The following is a 21,987-nucleotide window of genomic DNA, read 5'->3' as shown; positions in this document are numbered from 1 at the left end:
ATATTTGTATCAGACACAGGGCATACGAGATCGTCAGAGAAAGAACGGCGTAGGGCCATGCCTGCCTTAGAATGGGCCAGAGGAACGACTCGCGTATCCACGGAAATTGCGGAAACAGCGAACCCAGTCCGTAGTAGAGCAGCCAGAGCTGGAGCAGCAGCGGCGTGCCGCGAACAATCGTGCAGAACATCTTGGCCGGCACGCTCAAGATCGGCGGGCCGATCACCTGCGCCAGGCCGAGGGGGATGGCGAGCGCGATGCCCAGAGCCGACGTTACCACAAGCAGCCAGATGGTCCGCCATATGCCTTGCAAAGCCAGCGGCAGATAGGTGGGAAGCCAATCCCAGCGCATGAGGAAAATCGATGCCAGTACGACAACCAGCGCGATCAGGATCAGAGCTATGCGGTGTGGCTGCATCCAGAGCGAGGCCCGTGCGACGGCGTCAATGACCGGGGTTTCGGTCGCCATCAGTGCGATCCCGCGATCGACGGCATGCCGCGTCGCGCCCAGCGCTCAACCCGCCCGATGACGACGTTGGAGACGAGGGTCAGAACGAGATAAAGCGCGCCCGCCGCCATGAAGAAGGTGAAATAAGCCTTCGTCGCGCCGGCTGCCGTCCGTGTGGTTTGGGTCAGTTCATTGACGCCGACGATCGCGAGAAGCGCGGTGTCCTTGGTGGCGATCAGCCACAAATTTGCCAGCCCCGGAATGGCGAAGGGCAGCATCGCCGGCAGCGTTATACGCCTGAGAAGCAGGCCGGGAGGCATTCCATAGGCCCGCGCGGCTTCGATCTGGCCTTGCGGAACGGCGCGGATTGCGCCGCGCAAGACTTCGGTGGAGTAGGCGCCCTGCACGACCCCGAGCACGCCTATGCCGGCGACAACCCCGTTGATGTCGATCGCGGCATAGCCGAGCGCGGTAAGCAACTGGTTGATGAGGTCGGTACCAGCGAAATAAAGCACCAGGATCAGCACCAGCTCGGGCACGGCGCGGACCACTGTGGTGTAAACTTCCAGCAGGTCACGGACCACCGGCCCGCCATAGAGCTTGCCATAGGCGCCGCCGACGCCGATCAAAAGACCAACCCCAAAGGAACCGAAAGCAATTCCGACGGAGTTTGCCAGCCCATGCAGAAGGCTGAGACCCCTGCCGTTCGGCGGTTCGAAGGACAGCAATTCCAGCGAACTGGCTCCGAACATGGTGGCGAGAACGTCGCTCAGCTTATGTCCCCCTGGACTTGCGGGTTGAGGCGCCAATGATGCGTCAAGCCGGACATGCCCACCGCGACGACGGCGGCTAGGCATGCCCGGCTTGACGCCGTTGCCGTCAGTTGGACTGCGACGCTTCGCCGTAGATGTCGAAATCGAAGTACTTCTTGGTGATTTCGGCATATTTGCCATTGGCCCGAATGGCCTTGATGGCAGCATTGATCTTGTCCTTGAGCTCGGTGTCGCCTTGGCGCATGCCGGCGCCGACGCCCGGCCCGAGCACTTCAAGGTCCGGCGCGACATAACCCTTGAGGTCGCAGCACGCCTTGCCTTGGTCCGACTTCAAAAACGCGTCGAGCGCGATCGAATCGGCCTGAGTGGCATCGATCCGGCCGGCGGCGAGATCCTGATTTGCCTCGTCCTGCGTCTGGTATTCCTTGATTTCCGCAGCGTCGGTGAAGTGCTTCTTGGCGTAGGCGGCGTGCACCGTAGACGCCTGAACGCCGACTATCTTGGCTTTCAGCCCCTCTGGCGTCGCATCGAATTTCTGATCCTTGGCGCCGATCACCGCAGTCGGCGTGTTATAGTATTTGTCGGAGAAGTCGATTTCCTTCTTGCGCTCGTCGGTAATGGACATCGAATTCATGATCGCATCGATCTTCTTGGTTTTAAGCGCCGGGATGAGGCCGTCCCACGGGACTGGCGTCAATGCGCAATCCAGCTTGGCTTCGCCGCAAATGGCGTTGACGATGTCGACTTCCCAGCCACCCCACTTGCCGGAAGCATCCTGCGAGTAAAACGGCGGATAGGCTTCCGGCGAAAAACCCACCTTGATCTGTTCGGCGCTTGCCGAAAATGCGCCCGACAATGCGATCAGCGTGGCCGCGAGCGCCGTTTTGAGAAAAGGTTTCATTTTTCAGTTCTCCCGTTTTTTGGTTTTGACGTTCCCGTCTGCTTTTCTCGCAAGTCATCCAACATTGCGCAGAAACTGCTTCAGCCTTTCGGATTTTGGTGCGCCGAAGATCTGTTCCGGCGGCCCTTCTTCCTCGACCAGCCCGTTATGGAGATAGACGACATGCGTCGCCACCTCGCGGGCAAACTTCATCTCATGCGTGACCAGCACCATGGTGCGGCCTTCGCGCGCCAGGTCGCCGATCACCTTCAGCACTTCGCCGACCAACTCCGGGTCGAGCGCCGAGGTCGGCTCATCGAACAGCATGACGCGCGGATTGATGGCCAGCGCCCTGGCTATCGCTGCGCGCTGCTGTTGGCCACCCGACAGATAGGCGGGGTAGACGTCGCGTTTTTCGGCCAGGCCGACGCGGGCAAGCAGCTTTTCCGCCTCGCCGATCGCTACATCGCGCTTGACGCCGAGCACATGCACGGGAACCTCGATGACGTTCTCGATCAACGTCATGTGGCTCCAAAGATTGAAGTTCTGGAAGACCATGCCGAGCTTGGAGCGGATGCGTTCGATCTGCTTGCGGTCGGCGGGCACGGTGTGGCCGTGGCTGTCGGCCTTCAGCTTTATCTCTTCGCCATTGACGCGGATGATGCCGCTGGTCGGGTTCTCCAGGCAATTGATGCAGCGCAGCAGCGTCGACTTGCCCGAGCCGCTGCCGCCGATGATGGCGATCACCTCGCCATCGCGCGCCGACAGCGAAACGCCCTTCAATACGTGCAGCTTGCCGAAATTCTTGTGCAGGTTCTCGACGTGGATGGCTTCGGCGGCGCCGTTCTGCACCGTATGCTTCAGGGCGGTGGCCGGCGCTGTCATCGTCGCGGTGCCCCGCGGAGCAGCCGAGGCAGTCCTTGCTGGAATTTATTACCCATTACCCGTCACTGGACAGCGTTCCGATTCTCAAGATGGACCGTTCCGCTTGCCTCCGTCAACCGCAGTTTTTGGACCATTGATCACGGCCTGCCGAGTGGCTATTGGCAGGAGGGAGCGCGTTTCAGGAGAATTTAGTGGGCAAAGCATACGGGTCGCAGTCGATGGCCGGGCCGCTGCAGCGCGTGCTGATGCGCTCCGCCGCCAGCGCCATGCATCGGGCCGAAGCACTGGAATGGCACTACGGTCCCGGCTTCGATCCGCAAAAAGCGGCGGCCCAGCATGAAGCGCTGGCCGGGCTGATTTCCGGCTCAGGCGCCGAGATCGAATGGCTGAGCGACGCCGATGACGGGCTTGCCGATTCTGTCTTTACCCACGATCCCTCGCTGATGACCGACCATGGCGCGGTCATCCTTGCCATGGGCAAGGCGCTGCGCCGGCCCGAGCCCGGCCTGCACGAGGCAGCTTATGGGCGCATGGGCATACCTGTCCTCGGCCGTATCGAGACTCCCGGCCAGGTCGAGGGCGGCGACTGCGTGTGGATGGATGCAAACACACTGGCGGTCGGCCGCGGCGTACGCACCAATCAGCACGGCATCCAGCAGCTCTCCAACCTGCTTTCACCCAAAGGCATCCAGGTCGATGGCTTCGACCTGCCGCTCTGGCAAGGCGAGGACGCCTGCCTGCATCTGATGTCGGTGATCAGCCCGCTCGCCGACGATCTGGCGCTGGTCTATGGGCCGCTCCTGCCGGTCGCCTTCCACCAGATGCTGCGTGCGCATGGCATTCGCCTGGTCGAGGGCGACGCCGACGAATTCTTCGCCTCGAGCGGGCTCAGCCTGAACGTCCTGCCGACCGCGCCGCGCCAGGTTATCGCCGTTGCCGGTTTTCCGAAGACGGCGGCTGCCATGCAGGCCGCCGGCTGTACGGTCTCGACGTTCGAGGCCGATGCGCTGTGCATTGCCTGCGAGGGCGGCCCAACCTGCCTCACGCGCCCGGTGCTAAGACAATGACGACGATCGGCGAAGCGCTCATCACCTTGCTGGAAGCGCACGGCGTCGACACCGTCTTCGGCATTCCCGGCGTGCACACGGTCGAGCTCTACCGCGGGCTTGCGCGGTCGAAGATCCGTCACGTCACGCCGCGCCACGAGCAGGGCGCCGGCTTCATGGCTGACGGCTATGCGCGCGCCAGCGGCAAGCCGGGTGTCGCCTTCGTCATCACCGGGCCGGGGCTGACCAACACCATCACCGCCATGGGCCAGGCGCGCGCCGATTCGGTGCCGATGCTGGTAATCTCGGGCGTCAACGCCACGCCGACGCTGGGCAAGGGCCTTGGCCATCTGCATGAACTGCCGGACCAGCGCGGCATGATGGAGAAGGTGGCGCTGTTTTCGCACCGTGTCACCGAGGTCGGCGAATTGCCCGGCGTGCTCGCCCGCGCTTTTGCACTTTTTTCATCCTCGCGTCCGGGGCCAGTGCATATCGAGATCCCGACCGATGTCATGACCATGCCCGCCACCGGCATCGTGGCGCTGCTGCGTAATTCGGCCCCGCCCGAGCCGGGCGCCGCGGTGATCGCTGAGGCAGCCAGGCTTTGCGCTGCCGCCCGCCGGCCGCTTATCCTGGCCGGCGGCGGCGCCAAAGCTGCCGAAGCGCCGTTGCAGCGCCTGGCCGAGAGGTTGGGAGCGCCGGTCGTCCAGACCGCCAATGCGCGCGGCCTGCTCTATCGCCATCCGCTTGGCGTGCCGGCCAGCCCCAGCCTGAAGGCGGTGCGTGCGCTGATGGCCGATGCCGACCTGGTCATCGCCGCCGGTACCGAATTCGGTCCGACCGATTATGACGGCTATGGCGACGGCGGTTTTGTCCTGCCCGCCAATCTGATCCGCATCGACATCGGCGCCGACCAACTTACCAGGCGGCCGGCCCGGATTTCGATCCAGGCCGATTGTGGCGCAGCGCTCGAGGCGCTGCATGCCGAACTCGGCATGGGCCAGGCGCAATCAGGCGACGGCGCCGCTCGCGCGGCCGCGACGCGGCAAGCGGCCTTTGCCGAGATTGGCCCAGCTATGCAGGCGCAATTGCGCGCCGTCGAGACGATCCGTGATGCGCTGCCTGGCTCGATCATCGTCGGCGATTCGACCCAGCCGGTCTACGCCGCCAACCTCTATTACGATCACGACCGGCCGGGCGGCTGGTTCAACGCCGCTACCGGCTTCGGCGCGCTCGGCTATGGCCCGCCGGCGGCGATCGGTGCTGCCCTTGCCAGGCCTGAGGCGCCGGTCGTTTGTCTCACCGGCGACGGCGGCTTCCAGTTCACCCTGCCGGAACTGGGCGCCGCGCTCGACGCGGCGGCGCCGGTGATCTTCGCCGTCTGGAACAATCGCGGCTACCGCGAGATCGAAACCTCGATGCTCGATGTCGGCGTCGAGCCTGTCGGCGTCTCCCCGGCACCGCCGGATTTCTGCAAATTGGCCGAAGCCTATGGCATTGCCGCCGAGCGGATTTCCGGCGCCGGCGGCTTGGCGGACGCGCTACGGCGCGCGCGGGCGGCTGGACGACCCTACGTCATCGAGATTTCGGTTGAGTGATCGCGCGAAAGGCGCGACCTTCCGCATCGGCGGCGCGCAACGACGGAGCGGTCGAATATGACGGAAACACTGGACGGCAGACATATCGTGGTGACCGGCGGCACCGGGGCGCTTGGCGGCGCGGTCGTAGGGAAACTGCTGGAGCAGGGCGCGATTTGCCATGTGCCCAATGCCCACGCTGCCGCGCCTGCCCGTTTTCCCTTCCCGGCACATGACCGCGTCAGGCTGGCGCACAATGTCGACCTCGCCGACGCTGCCAAGGTCGATGCCTTCTATGCTAGCGTTCCGGATTTGTGGGCATCGGTGCATCTGGCCGGCGGCTTCACCGCCGCACCGGTCGAGAAGATCGAGCCCGCCTCCTTTGCCGAGATGATGGACACCAACGCCCGCACCACCTTCCTGTGCTGCCGCGCGGCGATACGCTCGATGCTGGAATCTTCCGTATCGGGCCGCATCGTCAATGTCACCGCGCGAGCCGGGCTCGATCCGCGGCGCGGCTCCGGCAAGGTGGCTTACGCTGCCGCCAAGGCGGCGGTCGCCGCGATGACCGTGGCGATGGCCGAAGAGCTGAAGGGCAAGGGCATACTGGTCAACGCCGTGGCGCCCTCGACCCTAGACACGCCGGCCACCCGGGCTGACATGCCGGGCGCCGATTTCAGCAAATGGGTCAGCTTGGAAGCAGCCGCGGAGGCCATTGCCTACCTCGCTTCGCCGGCCAATCTGGCGATGAGCGGCACGCTGGTGCCGCTTTACGGCAGGGCCTGAAATTCAGGTCGGGTGCAAAAAAAGCCCCGCCGGATCGCTCCGGCGGGGCTTTTTGTTTCGTTTACAACCTGCGCGAGGCGCAGTGTTGGCTTAGCTGCCCTGCTTCTTCAGCGCGGCACCCAGGATGTCGCCCAGCGAAGCGCCGGAGTCAGTCGAACCGTACTGGGCGACCGCTTCCTTCTCTTCGGCGATTTCCAGCGCCTTGATCGAGACCTGCAGCTTGCGGGTCTTCTTGTCGAAGGCGATGACGCGGGCGTCGACCTTCTGGCCGACAGTGAAGCGCTCGGGGCGCTGCTCGTCGCGGTCACGGCTGAGGTCGGAGCGCTTGATGAAGGTCTCGATGCCGCTGTCGACCAGCCGCACTTCCAGACCGCCATCCTTCACGCCGATAACCTCGCAGGTGACGACTGCGTTCTTGCGCAGTTCGCCTGACGTCGCCGCTTCGCCGACCGTGTCCTTGGCCAGCTGCTTGATGCCGAGCGAGATGCGCTCCTTGTCGATGTCGACGTCGAGCACCTGCGCCTTGACCATGTCGCCGCGATTGTACTCCTCGATCACCTGCTCGCCCGGACGGGTCCAGTCGAGGTCGGAAAGGTGGACCATGCCGTCGACATCGCCTTCGAGGCCGATGAACAGGCCGAACTCGGTCTTGTTCTTGACCTCGCCCTCAACCTGGCTGCCGACCGGATGGCTGCGCGCGAAGGCCTCCCACGGGTTCTCCAGCGTCTGCTTGAGGCCGAGCGAGATGCGGCGCTTGGCCGGATCGACTTCGAGCACCACCACGTCGACTTCCTGCGTCGTCGACAGGATCTTGCCGGGATGCACGTTCTTCTTGGTCCACGACATTTCCGAAACGTGGATGAGGCCTTCGATGCCCGGCTCCAGCTCGACGAATGCGCCGTAGTCGGTGATGTTGGTAACGGTACCCTTGATCTTCTTGCCGATCGGGAACTTGGTGCCGATCTCGGACCACGGATCGCTCTCGAGCTGCTTCATGCCGAGCGAGATGCGGTGGGTTTCCTGGTTGATGCGGATGATCTGCACCTTGACCGTCTGGCCGATATTGAGGATTTCGGTCGGATGGTTGACGCGGCGCCATGCCATGTCGGTGACGTGCAGCAGGCCGTCGATGCCGCCGAGGTCGACGAACGCACCATAGTCGGTGATGTTCTTGACGACGCCTTCGACCACCTGGCCTTCTTCGAGGTTCTGCACGATTTCCGAACGCTGTTCGGCGCGGCTTTCCTCGAGCACTGTGCGGCGCGACACCACGATGTTGCCGCGGCGGCGATCCATCTTGAGGATCTCGAAGGGCTGCGGGTTGTGCATCAGCGGCGAGACGTCGCGGATCGGGCGGATATCGACCTGGCTGCGCGGCAGGAACGCAACGGCACCGTCGAGGTCGACGGTGAAGCCGCCCTTGACCTGGTTGAAGATGACGCCTTCGACGCGTTCGCCCTTGGTGAACTTCTCTTCGAGACGGACCCAGCTCTCTTCGCGGCGAGCCTTTTCGCGCGACAACATGGCTTCGCCAAGCGCGTTCTCGATACGCTCGACATAGACCTCGACCGTGTCGCCGACCTTGAGCGTCGTGTCCTTGCCCTTGACGCCGAATTCCTTCAGCGGCACGCGGCCTTCGACCTTGAGGCCGACGTCGATGATAGCCATGTCTTTTTCAATGGCGGTGATGACGCCCTTTACGACCTGACCTTCGCCGGAATGGCCGGCGGAAAATGATTCTTCGAGCAGGCTCGCGAAATCATCGCGAGTGGGATTTGCAACTGACATAGGTTCTCCTGGATTGCCCCGCAATCTGTCGCGAGGCGGGCGCCGTGGGTTAGTGTTGCGTTGGCCTGCCGGCGTTCCGGGCAAAAAGCCCTTGGCCGCCTTTGGGCGGCAATTCCGGCGCATGAAGAATGCTGGCAGGCTGGTTCATGCCCGATATGGGAATTCTTTTTGTCGCCGGCAATCGGCGGCGGCAGGAAAACCCAGCCTCAGGCATTGTTTCTCTTGGCCAGGACGTCGTCGATGATCGCCCGTGCTGCCAGAAACGCGGCTTCTATAGCCATTTCCGACGTGTCGAGCAAGTGCGCATCGGCTGCCGGTTTCAAGGGCGAGTCCATGCGGCCCATGTCGCGCTCGTCGCGGCGCACGATATCGGCAAGGATTTCCTCGAAATTGGCAGTGCCGCCAATGCTCTCGATTTCATCCAGCCGCCGCTTTGCCCGCACCTCGGCACTGGCCGTGACATAGAGTTTTACGTCGGCATCGGGACAGACGACGGTGCCGATGTCGCGACCGTCGAGCACCGCGCCCGGCGGGGCTTTTGCAAAGTCGCGCTGCTTGTCGACCAGTATGCGCCGCACTGACGGGATGACAGCCACTTTCGACGCCGCCTCGCCAACGGCATGTGCCGAAAGCACGGCGCGGTCGAGTTTTGCCAGATCGACCTGGCGAGCCGCGGTTTCAGCGGCCGAGACATTGTCGAGCGGCAGGCCCAGCCGAAGCAGCGAATGCGCTACCGCGCGATAGGTAAGGCCGGTGTCGAGCAGGTTCAGCCGGTAGTGATCGGCGAGCCGTCGGGCAAGGGTGCCCTTTCCAGCGCCTGCAGGTCCGTCGATGGCGATGGTGAAGCCTGTCGTCATTCGAAACCTCGATGCAAGTGCCTCACTCCATCGGCGCTCGAAGTCAACCGCGTTGACCTCCGAGGCCTCGAACTGATTGTCGGAGTTGATTTCTGTGAGATCGGGAAAGCCTTATACGGAATTTCTGGTGCCCCCGATCTCAATATCCTCCGACCCGTCGAGGGCAGCGCCGCGAATTGCAAAACCCACGGAGCCATCGGCATAGAACTCTATAGTCCGGTTCTGGAAATTGTCGTCGGCAACTTCATACCAGAGATGGGACGGCTCCTCCGGTATGCTATGTTTCCAATGAACGTAAAAGTATCTCACTCGATCGCCGCACCGAGCCCCTTCATCAGGCCCATGAATTCCGGAAAACTTGTCGCGATCATCGCTTGATCATCGATGGTCACGGGTTTTTCCGTCGCCAGCCCCATAACCAGAAAACTCATGGCTATGCGGTGGTCGAGATGGGTCTGGACGATGGTGCCCTGTCCGTTGGGGTGTTGGCCGAGGCCCTTGCCGCCAGGTTTTCCGCGCACGGCCAGCGTGGCCTCGCCCTCGCTGCAATCGACGCCGTTGAGCTTCAGCCCGTTGGCGACCGCCGACAGCCGGTCGGATTCCTTCACCCGCAGCTCTTCAAGCCCGAGCATGAGCGTTTCGCCCTCGGCAAAGCTCGCCGCCACGGCAAGCACCGGATACTCGTCGATCATAGTCGGCGCCCGTTCGGGCGGCACGGTGACGCCTTTCAGTTCGGAATAGCGTACGCGCAGGTCGGCGACGTCCTCGCCGCCTTCGTTGCGCGGATCGATTATGTCGATCCAGGCGCCCATTTCCTGCAGCGTCAAAAGAAGGCCCGTGCGCGTCGGGTTCATCAGCACGTTTTCGATGGTGATGTCCGAGCCCGGCACGATCAGCGCGGCCACCAGAGGAAAGCCGGCCGAGGAGGGGTCGCCAGGCACCGCGATGGTCTGGCCGGTGAGCTTGCCCTGGCCTTCGATGAAAATGTGGCGCACGCCGCGCTCGTCGGTCTCGACCGACAGATTGGCGCCGAATCCCTTGAGCATCTTTTCGGTGTGGTCGCGCGTCATCACCGGCTCGATGACCGTGGTGATGCCCGGCGTGTTCAGCCCGGCCAGCAGCACCGCCGACTTGACCTGCGCCGAGGCCATCGGCACGCGGTAGGTGATCGGCGCGGCGTGCTTGGGCCCGCGCAGCGTGATCGGCATGCGGTCGCCGGGTGTCGCCTTCAGCACCTGCACGCCCATCTGGCGAAGCGGTTCGAGCACGCGGCCCATCGGCCGGCCGGACAGCGAGGCGTCGCCGATGAAGGTGGTTTCCATGTCATAGGTGCCGACCAGGCCCATGGTGAGGCGGGAGCCCGTGCCGGCATTGCCGAAATCGAGCGGGCACTCCGGTTGCAGCAGCGCGCCATTGCCGGTTCCGCGGATCACCCACTCAGTGCCATGCTTCTCGATATGAGCGCCCATCGCCTTCATGGCAGCGCCCGTACGCATCACGTCCTCGCCTTCCAGTAGTCCGGTGATGCGGGTTTCGCCGGAGGCCAGCCCGCCAAACATGAAGGAACGGTGCGAGATCGACTTGTCGCCCGGCACCCGTGCCGCGCCGGAAAGACCAGATGATTTTCGGGCGGTGGCCTGCTTCGGGGCGGCAGTGTGCGACATGGTTCTTTCCTGGAAACGCCGGCGGCCGGCCATTTTCTTGTGGTTTGCGCGGTCTCCTATCATGGCGGATCGAGATGGTCATCCCCTTGGTACGAAGGCCTTCGAATTCAAGCTTTTTGGGACGCCGGCTTTTCGCTTTGACAGCGCCGTAAACTCTGGTTAAGGGGACCAAACTTTCATCGACGAGGCTTGCTGTGGCAAAACCCGAACTTGGCACCAAACGCATCGACCCGGAGACGGGTCGAAAATTCTATGACTTGAACAAGGACCCGATCGTCTCGCCTTACACGGGCAAGAGCTATCCGCGCTCCTATTTCGAGGAAGGCAAGATAGCCGCCCTCGAGGAGGAAGAGGAAGTTGCCGAGAAGGAAGTGGACGCCGAAGAGGAAGAGGGCGTCGAGGTCGTCTCTCTCGAAGAGGCGGACGAGGACGCGAAGGCCGACGAGCTTCCCGATCTCGGCGATGACGAGGACGACGTTGACCTTGGCGATGACGAGGATGACACGTTCCTTGCCGACGAGGAGGAAGAAGACGACGACGTTGCCGACATGATCGGCGTCGGCGAAGACGACGACGAAGTCTGAGCGAACCGCATTCGCCGGCTTTCGCGGCGCTGCCTAGAAAAAGCGGTTCTTGAAGGCTTGATATTGACTGAAGGCGGGGTTAGAAGCCGCCTGCACTAACGACGCGGTCTCAACCCGCGCCGGATCTCTTCGCCGGAAACGGCGCCGGCGAACTGCCGGAGTGGGGCCATAGCTCAGTTGGGAGAGCGCTTGAATGGCATTCAAGAGGTCGTCGGTTCGATTCCGATTGGCTCCACCAAAAGTTCTTTCACGTTTTCAGAAAATTAGTTTCCACCCCCTCAGGGGCCTTGCCTTGGAAAGGTCCGGGGCACCGCCAGCGCACCGCACAAAACATTTTTCAGGTCCGAAGCAGCAATGCCTGACAGCGGTGGACGAGATATCGATCTTGGCGCCAGTAGCTTGCGTTCATGCACGCCCGGCGGCAAGGATATCGCGGCAACATCGTATGTGGGGGCAATATGGAATCGGAAAACTCGCTGCTCGGGATCTTCATCTCCTGGATGCCGATGCTGATTTATCTCGCAGCAAGCCTTTGGGTTTCTATCTGGCTCACGTTCAAACTCATCCACGTTCAGCAAGCGATGGTGCAGGCGCAAGAAGGCATCTTGACCAAGTTGACTGATATCGACAACCGCATGTCTGGTAAGCCGAGCCAAGACTGAGGTCCGAAGCTACTGTTCCCCAACTGTTTTCAGCTGCAGCGGTCGACCGGGATACCGCTAATTATACCGGCCAATTGGATGCGGTGGCTCGACGGCGCCCGGTATCGCCACATGAAAATCGGTCTTTTGGACTAACGCTTCATTTTGTCGATACGCTCGCTAAGAGCCTTCACCGCTGCCGTATTTTCCCGAATTTCTTTGGCGATCTCTTTCGCGGCGTTTGCCATGACGATCTTTGAGCGGTTTGCCATCCAAAGCAGAAACGCCATAAGAATCAGGAAAGGGATGCCAACGAGAAGTGCTCGCATTATTGCAGCTTGGTGGCTCATTTCGCTTTCTCCGAGCCGTAGGCTGCCACGCCGTCGACGATCTTCGTGATGTGCTGAGCTTCTGCCATCGGTTCCCTCTTCAGCTGTGACGGACGCCAGCGATAATCGCGTTTATCGGTAGTCACCCCCAAGCCGGAATCGATTCCCTTTTGGGCCGAGGCCGAGCGGCTTCAATTCGTCCAGATCGAACACTGAACCACTTGACCCGTTGCCTGATCACGAACCCTTTTCGAAAACACGCGATGGAGGCCCATTGCGCGTGATCTAGCTTCCTTCGTCGCAACGTAATCGGGATAGCCGACATGCCACTGCCAGAGGAAGTTTGGTGGGGCAGGTTTCCACGTAACCTTGGATCCAAAGGCCGCATTGTCCGGATCTGTTCTATCGAACCGGCAGTCGACGGCTACGGGCATCATGCCCTTCTTAGCCATTGCGTCGGAAACCCCGTAAGCAGTTCGCTTCGTAAGCCATCCATCCGCGCCGCTAGTCGAAACTGTAGTGCACCCTGCCAGAGATATGCTCGACATCAAAAGCCCGATGGCCAATGCGTTGCCTGCGAATGATCGCCGAGTGCCAACCTGATTCTGTTTCATACCCGATCCCCACAACTGAAAGTAGTGCAGGCTAGATGGGGATACGGCGCGAAACAAGGGAGCGCGCCTCTTCTTTGGTTCGGCCGGTCGTGCGCCGTGCGCGGTGCGACAGGCGAGCGGCGAGCGGCAAAATTTCAAACTGAGACACTATCTAACTGCCACCTAATACAGGTTCTTTGAGCTAACTCCCCCTGGCGCGCGTACTGGTCGCGAATCCCATTCGTCGCGCGCTATTGGAGTCTGGATATAGTGCGCCAGAATCCAGGGTCGCGTCCCGTCTGTTTCCGGTCTGTTTTCAGGCATGAAATTCCCTTGCCCGGGTCGCTGTTCCTTCACTGTTTTCAGTGCGCATCGGACACTGTTCCGCCGCTGTTTTCAGCGAGAGTGCCAACTGTTTCCTAACTGTTTTATCAGTTGCAGCGCTTAACCGAAATCGTCCATTAAATTGGACTAAGCCATCGTCGCATATAACTGGCTTGGAAATGACTCCCCCACTCTTTGCGCTCCCGGGCTGCCCGCCGCCTATCGCGGAACCTAGCTGAGACTAGTGTAGTCGGCCGCCCGGCTTGGGCTCGCCGGTCCAAAAGTAGTGAGCCCGTGCCCGGTCAGTGCATTTTTCTGGCTGTGGTTTGAACCGCGAGCGCCGGGTCTGAACCAGGCAGCGGGCTGAAATGACCGCTGAGCAAAACTCCGTTACTTGTTGCAGTTCTGCATATCCGACGTCATGGCGCCGCTGGGGGTATTGTTGTCGGTATCGCTGCCCGCCGTATCCTTGCAGCGGTCCTCCATACCGTTTGTCTGCGGCGTGGTGGCGTTCGTTGCGTTCGGATCGATCGTGTTCGGGGTAGTTGCGCTGCCGGTCCCGATGTTGCCGCCGGAAGTGCCTGTGTTGACGCCGGTATTGCCATCGGCGCTACCGGTCCCGGAGCCCATCGATTGTGCCATGGCAGATGTGGCCAGGCCGATAGCAAGTAGGAATGCAGAGAGAATTTTCATCATCTTAGTGTCTCCATCGAGTTGCATCGCTCTATCGCGATCTATACCCAACGAGAGTTTTTTCGAGATGTTCCGTTTGGCATAAATAGTGATCGATACAACCATTATGGATCTTTGTTGCTCGTCGTTTCGTGAATGCGGCTGCGAAATTCCTGCCGCATAGCGGCAATTTCGTCTGGAACCAAATCGAGCATGCCGCGTTATGGCGCTTGCGGGGAGTTGTGTCGGCCGCAGGGGACAGTTTCACCAGGACATTCAAGAAATCCGTGAGCTGGGAGGGGCGCTGTGAGCGTGCTTGCATCCACAAGGCAATTGGACCACCGTCAAATACTGAACGCGCTGAAGGCTTTTCGGAGCGGTGATTTCTCCGTTCGCATCGATAATGTCTACACCGGCCTCGATTCCGAGATCGCCGACACCTTCAACGAAATCGTAGAACTCAACGATCAGGTCACGCGCGAGTTCGAACGCCTCAGCAAGGTCGTCGGCAAGGATGGCCGGATCGGCGAACGCGGCCGTGTCCGCAACGCTACCGGCAGTTGGGAATCGAGCGTCCGTTCCGTCAACGATCTGATCGAGGACATGGTTCAGCCGACGGCCGAAGTGGCGCGCGTCATCGGCGCGGTCGCCAAAGGCGACCTGTCGCAGACGATGATGGTCGAAATCGACGGCCGGCAGTTGCGCGGCGAATTCCTGCGCATCGGCAAGATCGTCAACACCATGGTCGGGCAACTGGCCTCCTTCGCCTCGGAGGTGACGCGCGTGGCGCGCGAGGTCGGCACCGAAGGCAAGCTCGGCGGCCAGGCCCGCGTGAAAGGTGTGGCCGGGACCTGGAAGGACCTGACCGACAACGTCAACGCCATGGCGACGAACCTGACCGGGCAGGTGCGCAACATCGCCGAGGTGACGACCGCCGTCGCTTCCGGCGACCTGTCGAAGAAGATCACCGTCGATGTGAAGGGCGAAATCCTCGAGCTCAAGAACACCATCAACACGATGGTCGACCAGCTCAATTCCTTCGCCTCGGAAGTGACGCGCGTTGCGCGCGAGGTCGGTACAGAAGGCAAGCTCGGCGGCCAGGCGCGCGTCGAAGGTGTCGGCGGCACCTGGAAGGACCTGACCGACAACGTCAACCTGATGGCAGAGAACCTGACCGGCCAGGTGCGCAATATCGCCGAGGTGACCACTGCTGTGGCGCTTGGCGACCTGTCGAAGAAGATCACGGTCGACGTCAAGGGCGAGATCCTCGAGCTGAAATCAACCATCAACACCATGGTCGACCAGCTGAACTCATTTGCCGGCGAAGTGACGCGCGTCGCCCGCGAAGTCGGCACCGAGGGCAAGCTCGGCGGCCAGGCGCAGGTGCGCGGCGTTGCCGGCACCTGGAAGGACTTGACCGACAACGTCAATTCGATGGCCGAGAACCTGACCGGCCAGGTCCGCAACATCGCCGAGGTGACGACCGCGGTTGCTTCGGGCGACTTGTCGAAGAAGATTACCGTCGCCGTGCAAGGCGAAATCCTCGAGCTCAAGGACACCATCAACACGATGGTCGACCAATTGAACTCCTTCGCCTCGGAAGTGACGCGTGTGGCGCGCGAGGTCGGCACCGAAGGCAAGCTCGGCGGCCAGGCCGAGGTGAAGGGCGTCGGCGGCACCTGGAAGGATCTGACCGACAACGTCAACCTGATGGCCGCCAACCTGACCGGCCAGGTGCGCAACATTGCCGAGGTGACGACCGCCGTGGCCCGCGGCGACCTGTCGAAGAAGATCACCGTCGACGTCAAGGGCGAAATCCTGGAGCTCAAGGACACCGTCAACACGATGGTCGACCAGCTCAATTCCTTCGCCTCGGAAGTGACGCGTGTGGCGCGCGAAGTGGGATCGGAAGGCAAGCTCGGCGGCCAGGCGCATGTCGAGGGTGTCGGCGGCACCTGGAAAGATTTGACCGACAACGTCAATGCCATGGCCGGCAATCTGACCGTGCAGTTGCGCGACGTGTCCAAGGTGGCGACGGCAATTGCGACCGGCGACCTCACCCAGAAGATCACGGTCGATGCATTGGGCGAGATCCTGCAGATCAAGGACGTCATCAACACGATGGTCGACCAGCTGAATTCCTTCGCCTCCGAGGTGACGCGCGTGGCGCGCGAAGTCGGTTCCGACGGCAAGCTCGGCGGCCAGGCGCAGGTGCGCGGCGTTGCCGGCACCTGGAAGGACCTGACCGACAACGTCAATGCGATGGCCGCCAACCTGACCGGGCAGGTGCGCAACATCGCCGAGGTGACGACTGCGGTGGCGCTTGGCGATCTGTCGAAGAAGATCACGGTCGACGTGCGCGGCGAGATCCTCGAGCTGAAGGACACCATCAATACGATGGTCGACCAGCTGAATTCCTTTGCCTCGGAAGTGACGCGCGTGGCGCGCGAGGTCGGCACCGAGGGCAAGCTCGGCGGCCAGGCGCAGGTGCGCGGCGTTGCCGGCACCTGGAAAGATCTGACCGACAATGTGAATTCGATGGCCGAGAACCTGACCGGCCAGGTTCGCAACATCGCCGAGGTCACCACCGCAGTGGCGCGCGGCGACCTATCGAAGAAGATCACCGTCGACGTCAAGGGCGAGATCCTGGAGCTGAAATCGACCATCAACACCATGGTCGACCAGTTGAACTCCTTTGCCGGCGAAGTGACGCGTGTCGCCCGCGAGGTCGGCACCGAGGGCAAACTTGGCGGCCAGGCACGGGTGGAGGGCGTCGCCGGCACCTGGAAGGACCTGACCGACAACGTCAATCTGATGGCGACGAACCTGACCAACCAGGTGCGCGGCATCGCCGATGTCGTGACCGCGGTCGCGCAAGGCAATCTCAAGCGCAAGCTGACGGTCGATGCCAAGGGCGAGATCGCCTCGCTCGCCGACACCATCAACGGCATGATCGAGACGCTTGCGACCTTCGCCGACCAGGTCACCAACGTCGCCCGCGAAGTGGGCATCGAAGGCAAGCTCGGCGGCCAAGCCCGTGTGCCCGGCGCTGCCGGCCTTTGGCGCGACCTGACCGACAACGTCAATCAGCTCGCCGCCAATCTGACCACGCAGGTGCGCGCGATTGCCGAGGTGTCGACGGCGGTGACCAAGGGCGATTTGACCCGCTCGATCAGCGTCCAGGCCTCCGGCGAGGTCGCGGCGCTGAAGGACAACATCAACGAGATGATCCGCAATCTGAAGGACCAGACGCTGAAGAATGCCGAGCAGGACTGGCTGAAGACCAATCTCGCCCGGTTCTCGCGCATGCTGCAGGGCGAGCGCGACCTGGCCACGGTCTCGCGTCTCATCATGTCCGAACTCGCGCCGCTGGTGAATGCGCAATATGGCGTGTTCTACGTGACCAACCGCGACGAGGATGAATTCTATCTGGAACTCGCCGCCTCCTATGGCGCCGAAAGCAAGGCGGAGATCAAGCAACGCCTCGATCTGCGCGAAGGCCTTGTCGGGCAAAGTGCCGCCGACAAGCGCGCCATCATGCTGGACAATGTGCCGCCGAATTTCCTGCGCGTCACGTCGGGCCTTGGCAATGCCGCGCCGGCCAACGTGATCATTCTTCCGGCTCTGTTCGAGGACGAGGTGAAGGCCGTCATCGAACTCGCCTCGTTCAGCGAATTCCGCGACACGCACCAGTCATTCCTCAACCAGCTGATGGAATCCGTCGGCATCGTTCTCAACACCATCGCCGCCACCATGCGCACCGAAGGCCTGCTCAAGCAGTCGCAGCTGCTGACCTCGGAGCTGCAGGCGCGTCAGACCGAGCTGACCAAAAAGCAGGAAGAGCTGCACGCCACCAACGAGGAGCTGCAGGAAAAGGCGCAGCTGCTCGAGAACGAAAAGAAGCAGGTGGAGAACAAGAACCTCGAAATCGAGATGGCGCGCCGTGCGCTGGAGGAGAAGGCCGAGCAGCTGGCGCTTACCTCGAAATACAAGTCGGAATTCCTCGCCAATATGAGCCACGAACTGCGTACGCCGCTGAACTCGCTGCTCATCCTTTCAAACCTGCTCGCAACCAACCAGCAAGGCAATCTCAACGACAAGCAGGTCGAGTTCGCGCGCACCATCAACTCGGCCGGCACCGACCTTTTGAGCCTCATCAACGATATCCTCGATCTGTCGAAGATCGAATCGGGTACCGTCTCGATCGATATCAACGACATGCCGGTGGTGCATCTTCGCCAGCATATGGAGCGAACCTTCCGGCAGCTGGCGACCGACAAGGGGCTTGGCTTCGCCATCAACGTCGATCCCGAGCTTCCGGAGACCGTCCGCACCGACGAGAAGCGCTTGCAGCAGATTGTGCTCAACCTCTTGTCGAACGCGTTCAAGTTCACCTCCGAGGGCGAAGTCAGCTTGAATTTCCGGGCCGAAAAGACTGGCCGTCACAACGGCTCGGTGCAACCGATGGAAGCGCTCGCTATCGCGGTCACCGATACGGGCATCGGTATTCCGCAGGACAAGCAGAAGCTGATTTTCGAGGCCTTCCAGCAGGCCGACGGCACCACCAGTCGCAAATATGGCGGCACCGGGCTTGGGCTCTCGATCAGCCGGGAGATCGCCCGGCTGATCGGCGGCGAATTGCGGGTCGAGAGCACGCCGGGCAAGGGTTCGACGTTCACGCTGGTCATCCCGTTCGACGGACCTCGGATGGCCTTGGCCCCGCAAGCGGCCTTGCTGCCGGCGATGGAGGTGGTCGCGACGACGGCGCAGCCGAGCCCGCCATCCTCCGAATTGCTTGATGACCGCGATACGATCTCACCGGAAGATAGGGTCGTGCTGATCGTCGAGGACGACCCGACCTTTGGCGGTTTGCTGCTCGGCCTGGCGCGTTCGGCCCGGCTGAAGGGCGTCCTGTCGACCGCGGGCTCTGGCACGCTGGCTTTGGCCCGCAAGCTGGTTCCCGATGCGATCACGCTGGATCTCGGACTATCGGATATCGACGGCTGGGTGTTGTTCGATCTGCTTCGCCATGACCCGAAAACCAAGGACATTCCCGTCCATGTCATCTCGGGTGCCGAAGATATCGAGGTGCTTGCCCGCAAGGGCGCATCCACCATTTCAACCAAGCCCGTGTCGGCGGACGAACTGATGAAGGTCTTCCAGGACATTCACTCCAGAAAGCTCCGCGTCCAGCGCCGCGTTCTGATTGCCGATACCGATCCCGAGCGCCGTCTCTCGTTGATCGAGGCGATCCGCGACGGCGTCACCTCGGTCACCGCGATCGGCCGCGTCGCGGCGAATGCCGACGACATCGGCATCGCCGGCTATGATGCCGTTGTGCTCGGCCTTGGCCGCTCGGCCAAGGACAACGCCCAGATGCTGGATGAGATTGCCGTCCTGTTCGGGCAGTCCGTGTCGCGACTGTTGTTCTTCGCGCCGCATCCGGAAGCGCTGCAACAGTCGCTCGCCTTGCATCCGGCATTGGCGGACGTTCCGCGGGCGGAGAATTTCGCGCAGCTGGCTCTCCTGATATCCGCAACGCTCCCGGGGCGAGGCCACGACAGTTCGGCAGCCGAACAGCCGGATAAATTCGACCTCGCCGGCGCAAAGGTCCTCATCGTCGACGACGACATCCGCAACATCTATTCGCTCACCAGCGTTCTTGAGACCTATGACATCCAGGTGCTGCACGCGGAGCGCGGTAGGGAAGGTATTGCGCTTCTGGAGCAGAGCCCGGATATCGACGCCGCATTGATCGATATCATGATGCCGGAGATGGACGGCTACGAGACGATGCGGCAGATCCGCGGCATGCCGGCAATCGCCCATATCCCGTTGATCTCGGTTACCGCCAAGGCAATGAAGGGCGACCGGCAGAAGTGCCTCGACGCCGGCGCCTCTGACTATATCGCCAAGCCGGTCGACCTCGACCTGCTGCTGGCCTTGCTGCGTGTCTGGATCGGCCGCTCGCGATCCCGTGTCCATCGTCCGGAAAAGACGCTCATGGCAGTGAACTGACGGCCGCTCGATGCAGAAACTGTCGAGAAACGGAGCGAGGAAGCTGGAGGTTATGGCCCCGGCGACAGGGCCGGCAAAGGCGCGCATCCTGGCCGTGGATGACGACGAGCGCAATCTGCTGGCGATCGGCGAGGTTCTGGCCCCTGTCGGCGAAGTCGTCTGCGTGCAGTCGGGCGAAGAGGCGCTGCGCGCTCTGCTGAAAGAGGATTTCGCAGTCATCCTGCTGGATGTGCTGATGCCTCGGCTGGACGGCTACGAGACCGCTGGATTGATTCGCCAGCGCGAGCAATCCAGGCGAACGCCGATAATCTTTCTCACCGCCATCAACAAGGAAGACGCCCACATGCTGCGCGGCTATGACGCCGGCGCGGTGGATTACGTGTTCAAGCCCTTCGACCCGGCCATGCTGCGTTCCAAGGTAGCCGTGTTCGTCGAACTTCATGAGAAGACGCTCGAAATCCAGCAAAAGGCGGCTGCCGAGCAACGGCTGCTGGCCCAGGCACTGCAGGCGCAGCAGGAAAAACTCGAGGCCGAGCGGGCGCTGCGTAGCGCCCAGGAGCGGCAGCATGCCATTTTGAGCTCTCTTCCGGTCTGCTTCCACGCAAGGGCGGCGGAGCCGCCGTTCGGCGCCAGCTTTGTCACCGAAGGGGTCGAACGCTTGACCGGCTTTCCTGCCGAACGGCTGACCTCCGATCCAGGCTTCGGCCTAAGCCGGGTTCATCCCGACGATCTGCCGAGAGTGAGGCAAGCCCTGCTCGCAGCCAACGCCATCGGCTCCTACACCTGCGAATTCCGCTGGCAATGCGCCGACGGCAATTACCGGATTTTCCTCGACCAGGGCGTCCTGTCGAACGGTTCCGATGGCCAGAGGCCCGAGATCCTCGGCACATTGCTGGACGTTACCGAGCGGCGCGAGCTTGAGAACCAGCTGCTGCAATCGCAGCGCCTCGACGCGATTGGCAAGCTTACCGGCGGCCTGGCGCATGATTTCAACAATCTGCTTGCCGCAATTCTCAGCGGATTGGGATTGCTCGAGCGCCACGCCGAGTTCGATGGACAGGCCAGGCAAGTTCTGGAACTGACGCGCCGGTCGGCAAAACAAGGCGCCGAGCTCGTCAACCGCATGCTTGCGTTCTCGCGCCGCCAGACACTGAGGCCGCAGGCCGTGCGCCTCGCTGCGCTTGGCGGCACCATGAACGGGTTGGTGGCCCCGGTTCTGGGCGGCCTGATCCGTTTCGATTGGCTTGTCGACGACACGGTGTGGCCGGCGCATGTCGATGCCGGCCAGCTGGAGCTGGCGCTGATGAACCTGGTTTTCAACGCGCGCGATGCCATGCCGTCCGGCGGCACGATAATCGTGGAGGCGCAAAATCGAACGCTGGGCAGTGCAGCCGAGGATATTTCGGCGGGCGACTATGTCGTGGTCACCGTCAAGGATACGGGGTCGGGCATACCGGCCGACATTCTCGCCAAGGTCGTCGAACCGTTCTTCACCACAAAACCGGTCGGCAAGGGCACTGGCCTCGGTCTGAGCACGGTGCATGGCTTCGTCAAGCAATCGGGCGGCACGCTCCGCATTGAGAGCACCGTCGGCAGTGGAACATCCGTCCAGCTCTGGCTGCCGCGTTCAATCGAGCGCCCGGTGGAAATCGCCGACAAGTCCGATGCCGACAACACCGTCGTGAATGCCGGCGAGGACTATCCGTCGGTCCTGCTGATTGACGACAGCAATGTGCTGCGGGAACTGACGGCGCAATCGCTTCGCCAACATGGCTTTGCGGTTACCTGCGCCGGGGGCGGTGCGGAAGCGCTGGCGATGATCGAGCGGGCGCCGTACGATTTCGATGTCATCGTCACCGATTTTGCCATGCCGCTCGTCTCGGGGCTCGAGGTCATCCGGTTCGCCCGCAATCTGCGGTCCGATTGGCCGGCGGTGATGATAACCGGATATGCCGACGCCGACGCGATCGCCGACCGGCCCCCCGACGTGCCGCTGCTCGGCAAACCCCTGCGCGAAAAGGACCTGATGGAGAGCATTCTTGCAGCGGCTGCGCGCGCCGGATCGCCGAGGGCCAAGCAGGCCAGCCGGTGAAAGGCGGACCATTGGAACCTGATCCATGGG

At 62.2% G+C, this 21,987-nt stretch carries 17 protein-coding genes and 1 tRNA gene; 8 read left to right on the top strand and 10 right to left on the bottom strand.

Annotated elements, in window-relative coordinates; all coding sequences use genetic code 11:
- From NKH91_RS25685 to NKH91_RS25670, 4 genes are all read right to left on the bottom strand, one after another.
- Positions 1-469 (bottom strand): ABC transporter permease subunit (locus NKH91_RS25685; RefSeq protein WP_352951017.1); only part of this gene is annotated, 469 nt, incomplete at its 3' end.
- Entirely contained in the window at positions 469-1,200 is a 732-nt protein-coding gene (locus NKH91_RS25680; protein WP_352847796.1) for an ABC transporter permease, read from the bottom strand. The genes NKH91_RS25685 and NKH91_RS25680, both read right to left, overlap by 1 nt.
- Before the next feature lie 127 nt (positions 1,201-1,327).
- Positions 1,328-2,122: a transporter substrate-binding domain-containing protein gene (locus NKH91_RS25675; RefSeq protein WP_352483947.1), complete on the bottom strand. Its 795-nt coding sequence runs from the start codon at positions 2,120-2,122 to the stop codon at positions 1,328-1,330.
- Between the two features lie 54 nt (positions 2,123-2,176).
- Entirely contained in the window at positions 2,177-2,986 is an 810-nt protein-coding gene (locus tag NKH91_RS25670; protein ID WP_023718026.1) for an ABC transporter ATP-binding protein, read from the bottom strand.
- 218 nt (positions 2,987-3,204) lie between these two features.
- Here NKH91_RS25670 and NKH91_RS25665 point away from each other — a divergent pair, with 218 nt between their 5' ends.
- From NKH91_RS25665 to NKH91_RS25655, 3 genes are read left to right on the top strand one after another with little or no spacing between them, the layout of a single operon-like run.
- Entirely contained in the window at positions 3,205-4,053 is an 849-nt protein-coding gene (locus tag NKH91_RS25665) for a dimethylarginine dimethylaminohydrolase family protein (protein ID WP_352847885.1), read from the top strand.
- Entirely contained in the window at positions 4,050-5,630 is a 1,581-nt protein-coding gene (locus NKH91_RS25660) for a 5-guanidino-2-oxopentanoate decarboxylase (protein WP_352847799.1), read from the top strand. Before NKH91_RS25665 ends, NKH91_RS25660 begins: the two co-directional genes overlap by 4 nt.
- Positions 5,631-5,687: 57 nt before the next feature.
- On the top strand, positions 5,688-6,395 hold the full coding sequence (locus tag NKH91_RS25655; RefSeq protein WP_352847801.1) for an SDR family NAD(P)-dependent oxidoreductase: 708 nt from the start codon (positions 5,688-5,690) through the stop codon (positions 6,393-6,395).
- A gap of 90 nt (positions 6,396-6,485) precedes the next feature.
- Here NKH91_RS25655 and rpsA read toward each other — a convergent pair whose 3' ends face one another.
- From rpsA to aroA, 4 genes are all read right to left on the bottom strand, one after another.
- Positions 6,486-8,183 (bottom strand): 30S ribosomal protein S1, encoded by a 1,698-nt coding sequence (gene rpsA / locus NKH91_RS25650; protein WP_352495728.1) that lies wholly within the window; start codon positions 8,181-8,183, stop codon positions 6,486-6,488.
- Positions 8,184-8,389: 206 nt separating this feature from the next.
- A complete protein-coding gene (cmk, locus tag NKH91_RS25645; protein WP_352591552.1) occupies positions 8,390-9,040 on the bottom strand; it encodes a (d)CMP kinase in 651 nt (216 codons plus the stop codon).
- A gap of 111 nt (positions 9,041-9,151) precedes the next feature.
- Entirely contained in the window at positions 9,152-9,349 is a 198-nt protein-coding gene (locus tag NKH91_RS25640; RefSeq protein ID WP_352495730.1) for a DUF6881 domain-containing protein, read from the bottom strand.
- Positions 9,346-10,704, bottom strand: coding sequence for a 3-phosphoshikimate 1-carboxyvinyltransferase (gene aroA / locus NKH91_RS25635; RefSeq protein ID WP_352483949.1), 1,359 nt, complete (start codon positions 10,702-10,704; stop codon positions 9,346-9,348). The genes NKH91_RS25640 and aroA overlap by 4 nt, the downstream gene beginning before the upstream one ends.
- A gap of 194 nt (positions 10,705-10,898) precedes the next feature.
- Here aroA and NKH91_RS25630 point away from each other — a divergent pair, with 194 nt between their 5' ends.
- From NKH91_RS25630 to NKH91_RS25620, 3 genes are all read left to right on the top strand, one after another.
- Entirely contained in the window at positions 10,899-11,288 is a 390-nt protein-coding gene (locus tag NKH91_RS25630; protein ID WP_023676282.1) for a TIGR02300 family protein, read from the top strand.
- 162 nt (positions 11,289-11,450) lie between these two features.
- Positions 11,451-11,526: transfer RNA gene (locus NKH91_RS25625), tRNA-Ala, on the top strand.
- 220 nt (positions 11,527-11,746) lie between these two features.
- On the top strand, positions 11,747-11,950 hold the full coding sequence (locus NKH91_RS25620) for a hypothetical protein (RefSeq protein WP_352548929.1): 204 nt from the start codon (positions 11,747-11,749) through the stop codon (positions 11,948-11,950).
- Between the two features lie 131 nt (positions 11,951-12,081).
- Here NKH91_RS25620 and NKH91_RS25615 read toward each other — a convergent pair whose 3' ends face one another.
- A complete protein-coding gene (locus NKH91_RS25615) occupies positions 12,082-12,279 on the bottom strand; it encodes a hypothetical protein (protein ID WP_352885274.1) in 198 nt (65 codons plus the stop codon).
- Positions 12,280-13,565: 1,286 nt separating this feature from the next.
- A complete protein-coding gene (locus tag NKH91_RS25610) occupies positions 13,566-13,871 on the bottom strand; it encodes a hypothetical protein (protein WP_031193686.1) in 306 nt (101 codons plus the stop codon).
- A gap of 288 nt (positions 13,872-14,159) precedes the next feature.
- Between NKH91_RS25610 and NKH91_RS25605 the strand changes: the two genes are divergently transcribed.
- On the top strand, positions 14,160-19,865 hold the full coding sequence (locus NKH91_RS25605; RefSeq protein WP_352483997.1) for a HAMP domain-containing protein: 5,706 nt from the start codon (positions 14,160-14,162) through the stop codon (positions 19,863-19,865).
- A 52-nt stretch (positions 19,866-19,917) separates the two neighbouring features.
- Positions 19,918-21,957 (top strand): PAS domain-containing hybrid sensor histidine kinase/response regulator, encoded by a 2,040-nt coding sequence (locus tag NKH91_RS25600; RefSeq protein ID WP_352847803.1) that lies wholly within the window; start codon positions 19,918-19,920, stop codon positions 21,955-21,957.
- The last annotated feature ends 30 nt before the right edge of the window (positions 21,958-21,987 follow it).

Origin of the sequence: Mesorhizobium sp. M0894 (assembly GCF_040319725.1) — a bacterium.
Lineage (GTDB): Bacteria > Pseudomonadota > Alphaproteobacteria > Rhizobiales > Rhizobiaceae > Mesorhizobium.
The sequence above is the reverse complement of the archived record's forward strand: the minus strand, read 5'-3'. Positions and strand labels throughout refer to the sequence as shown.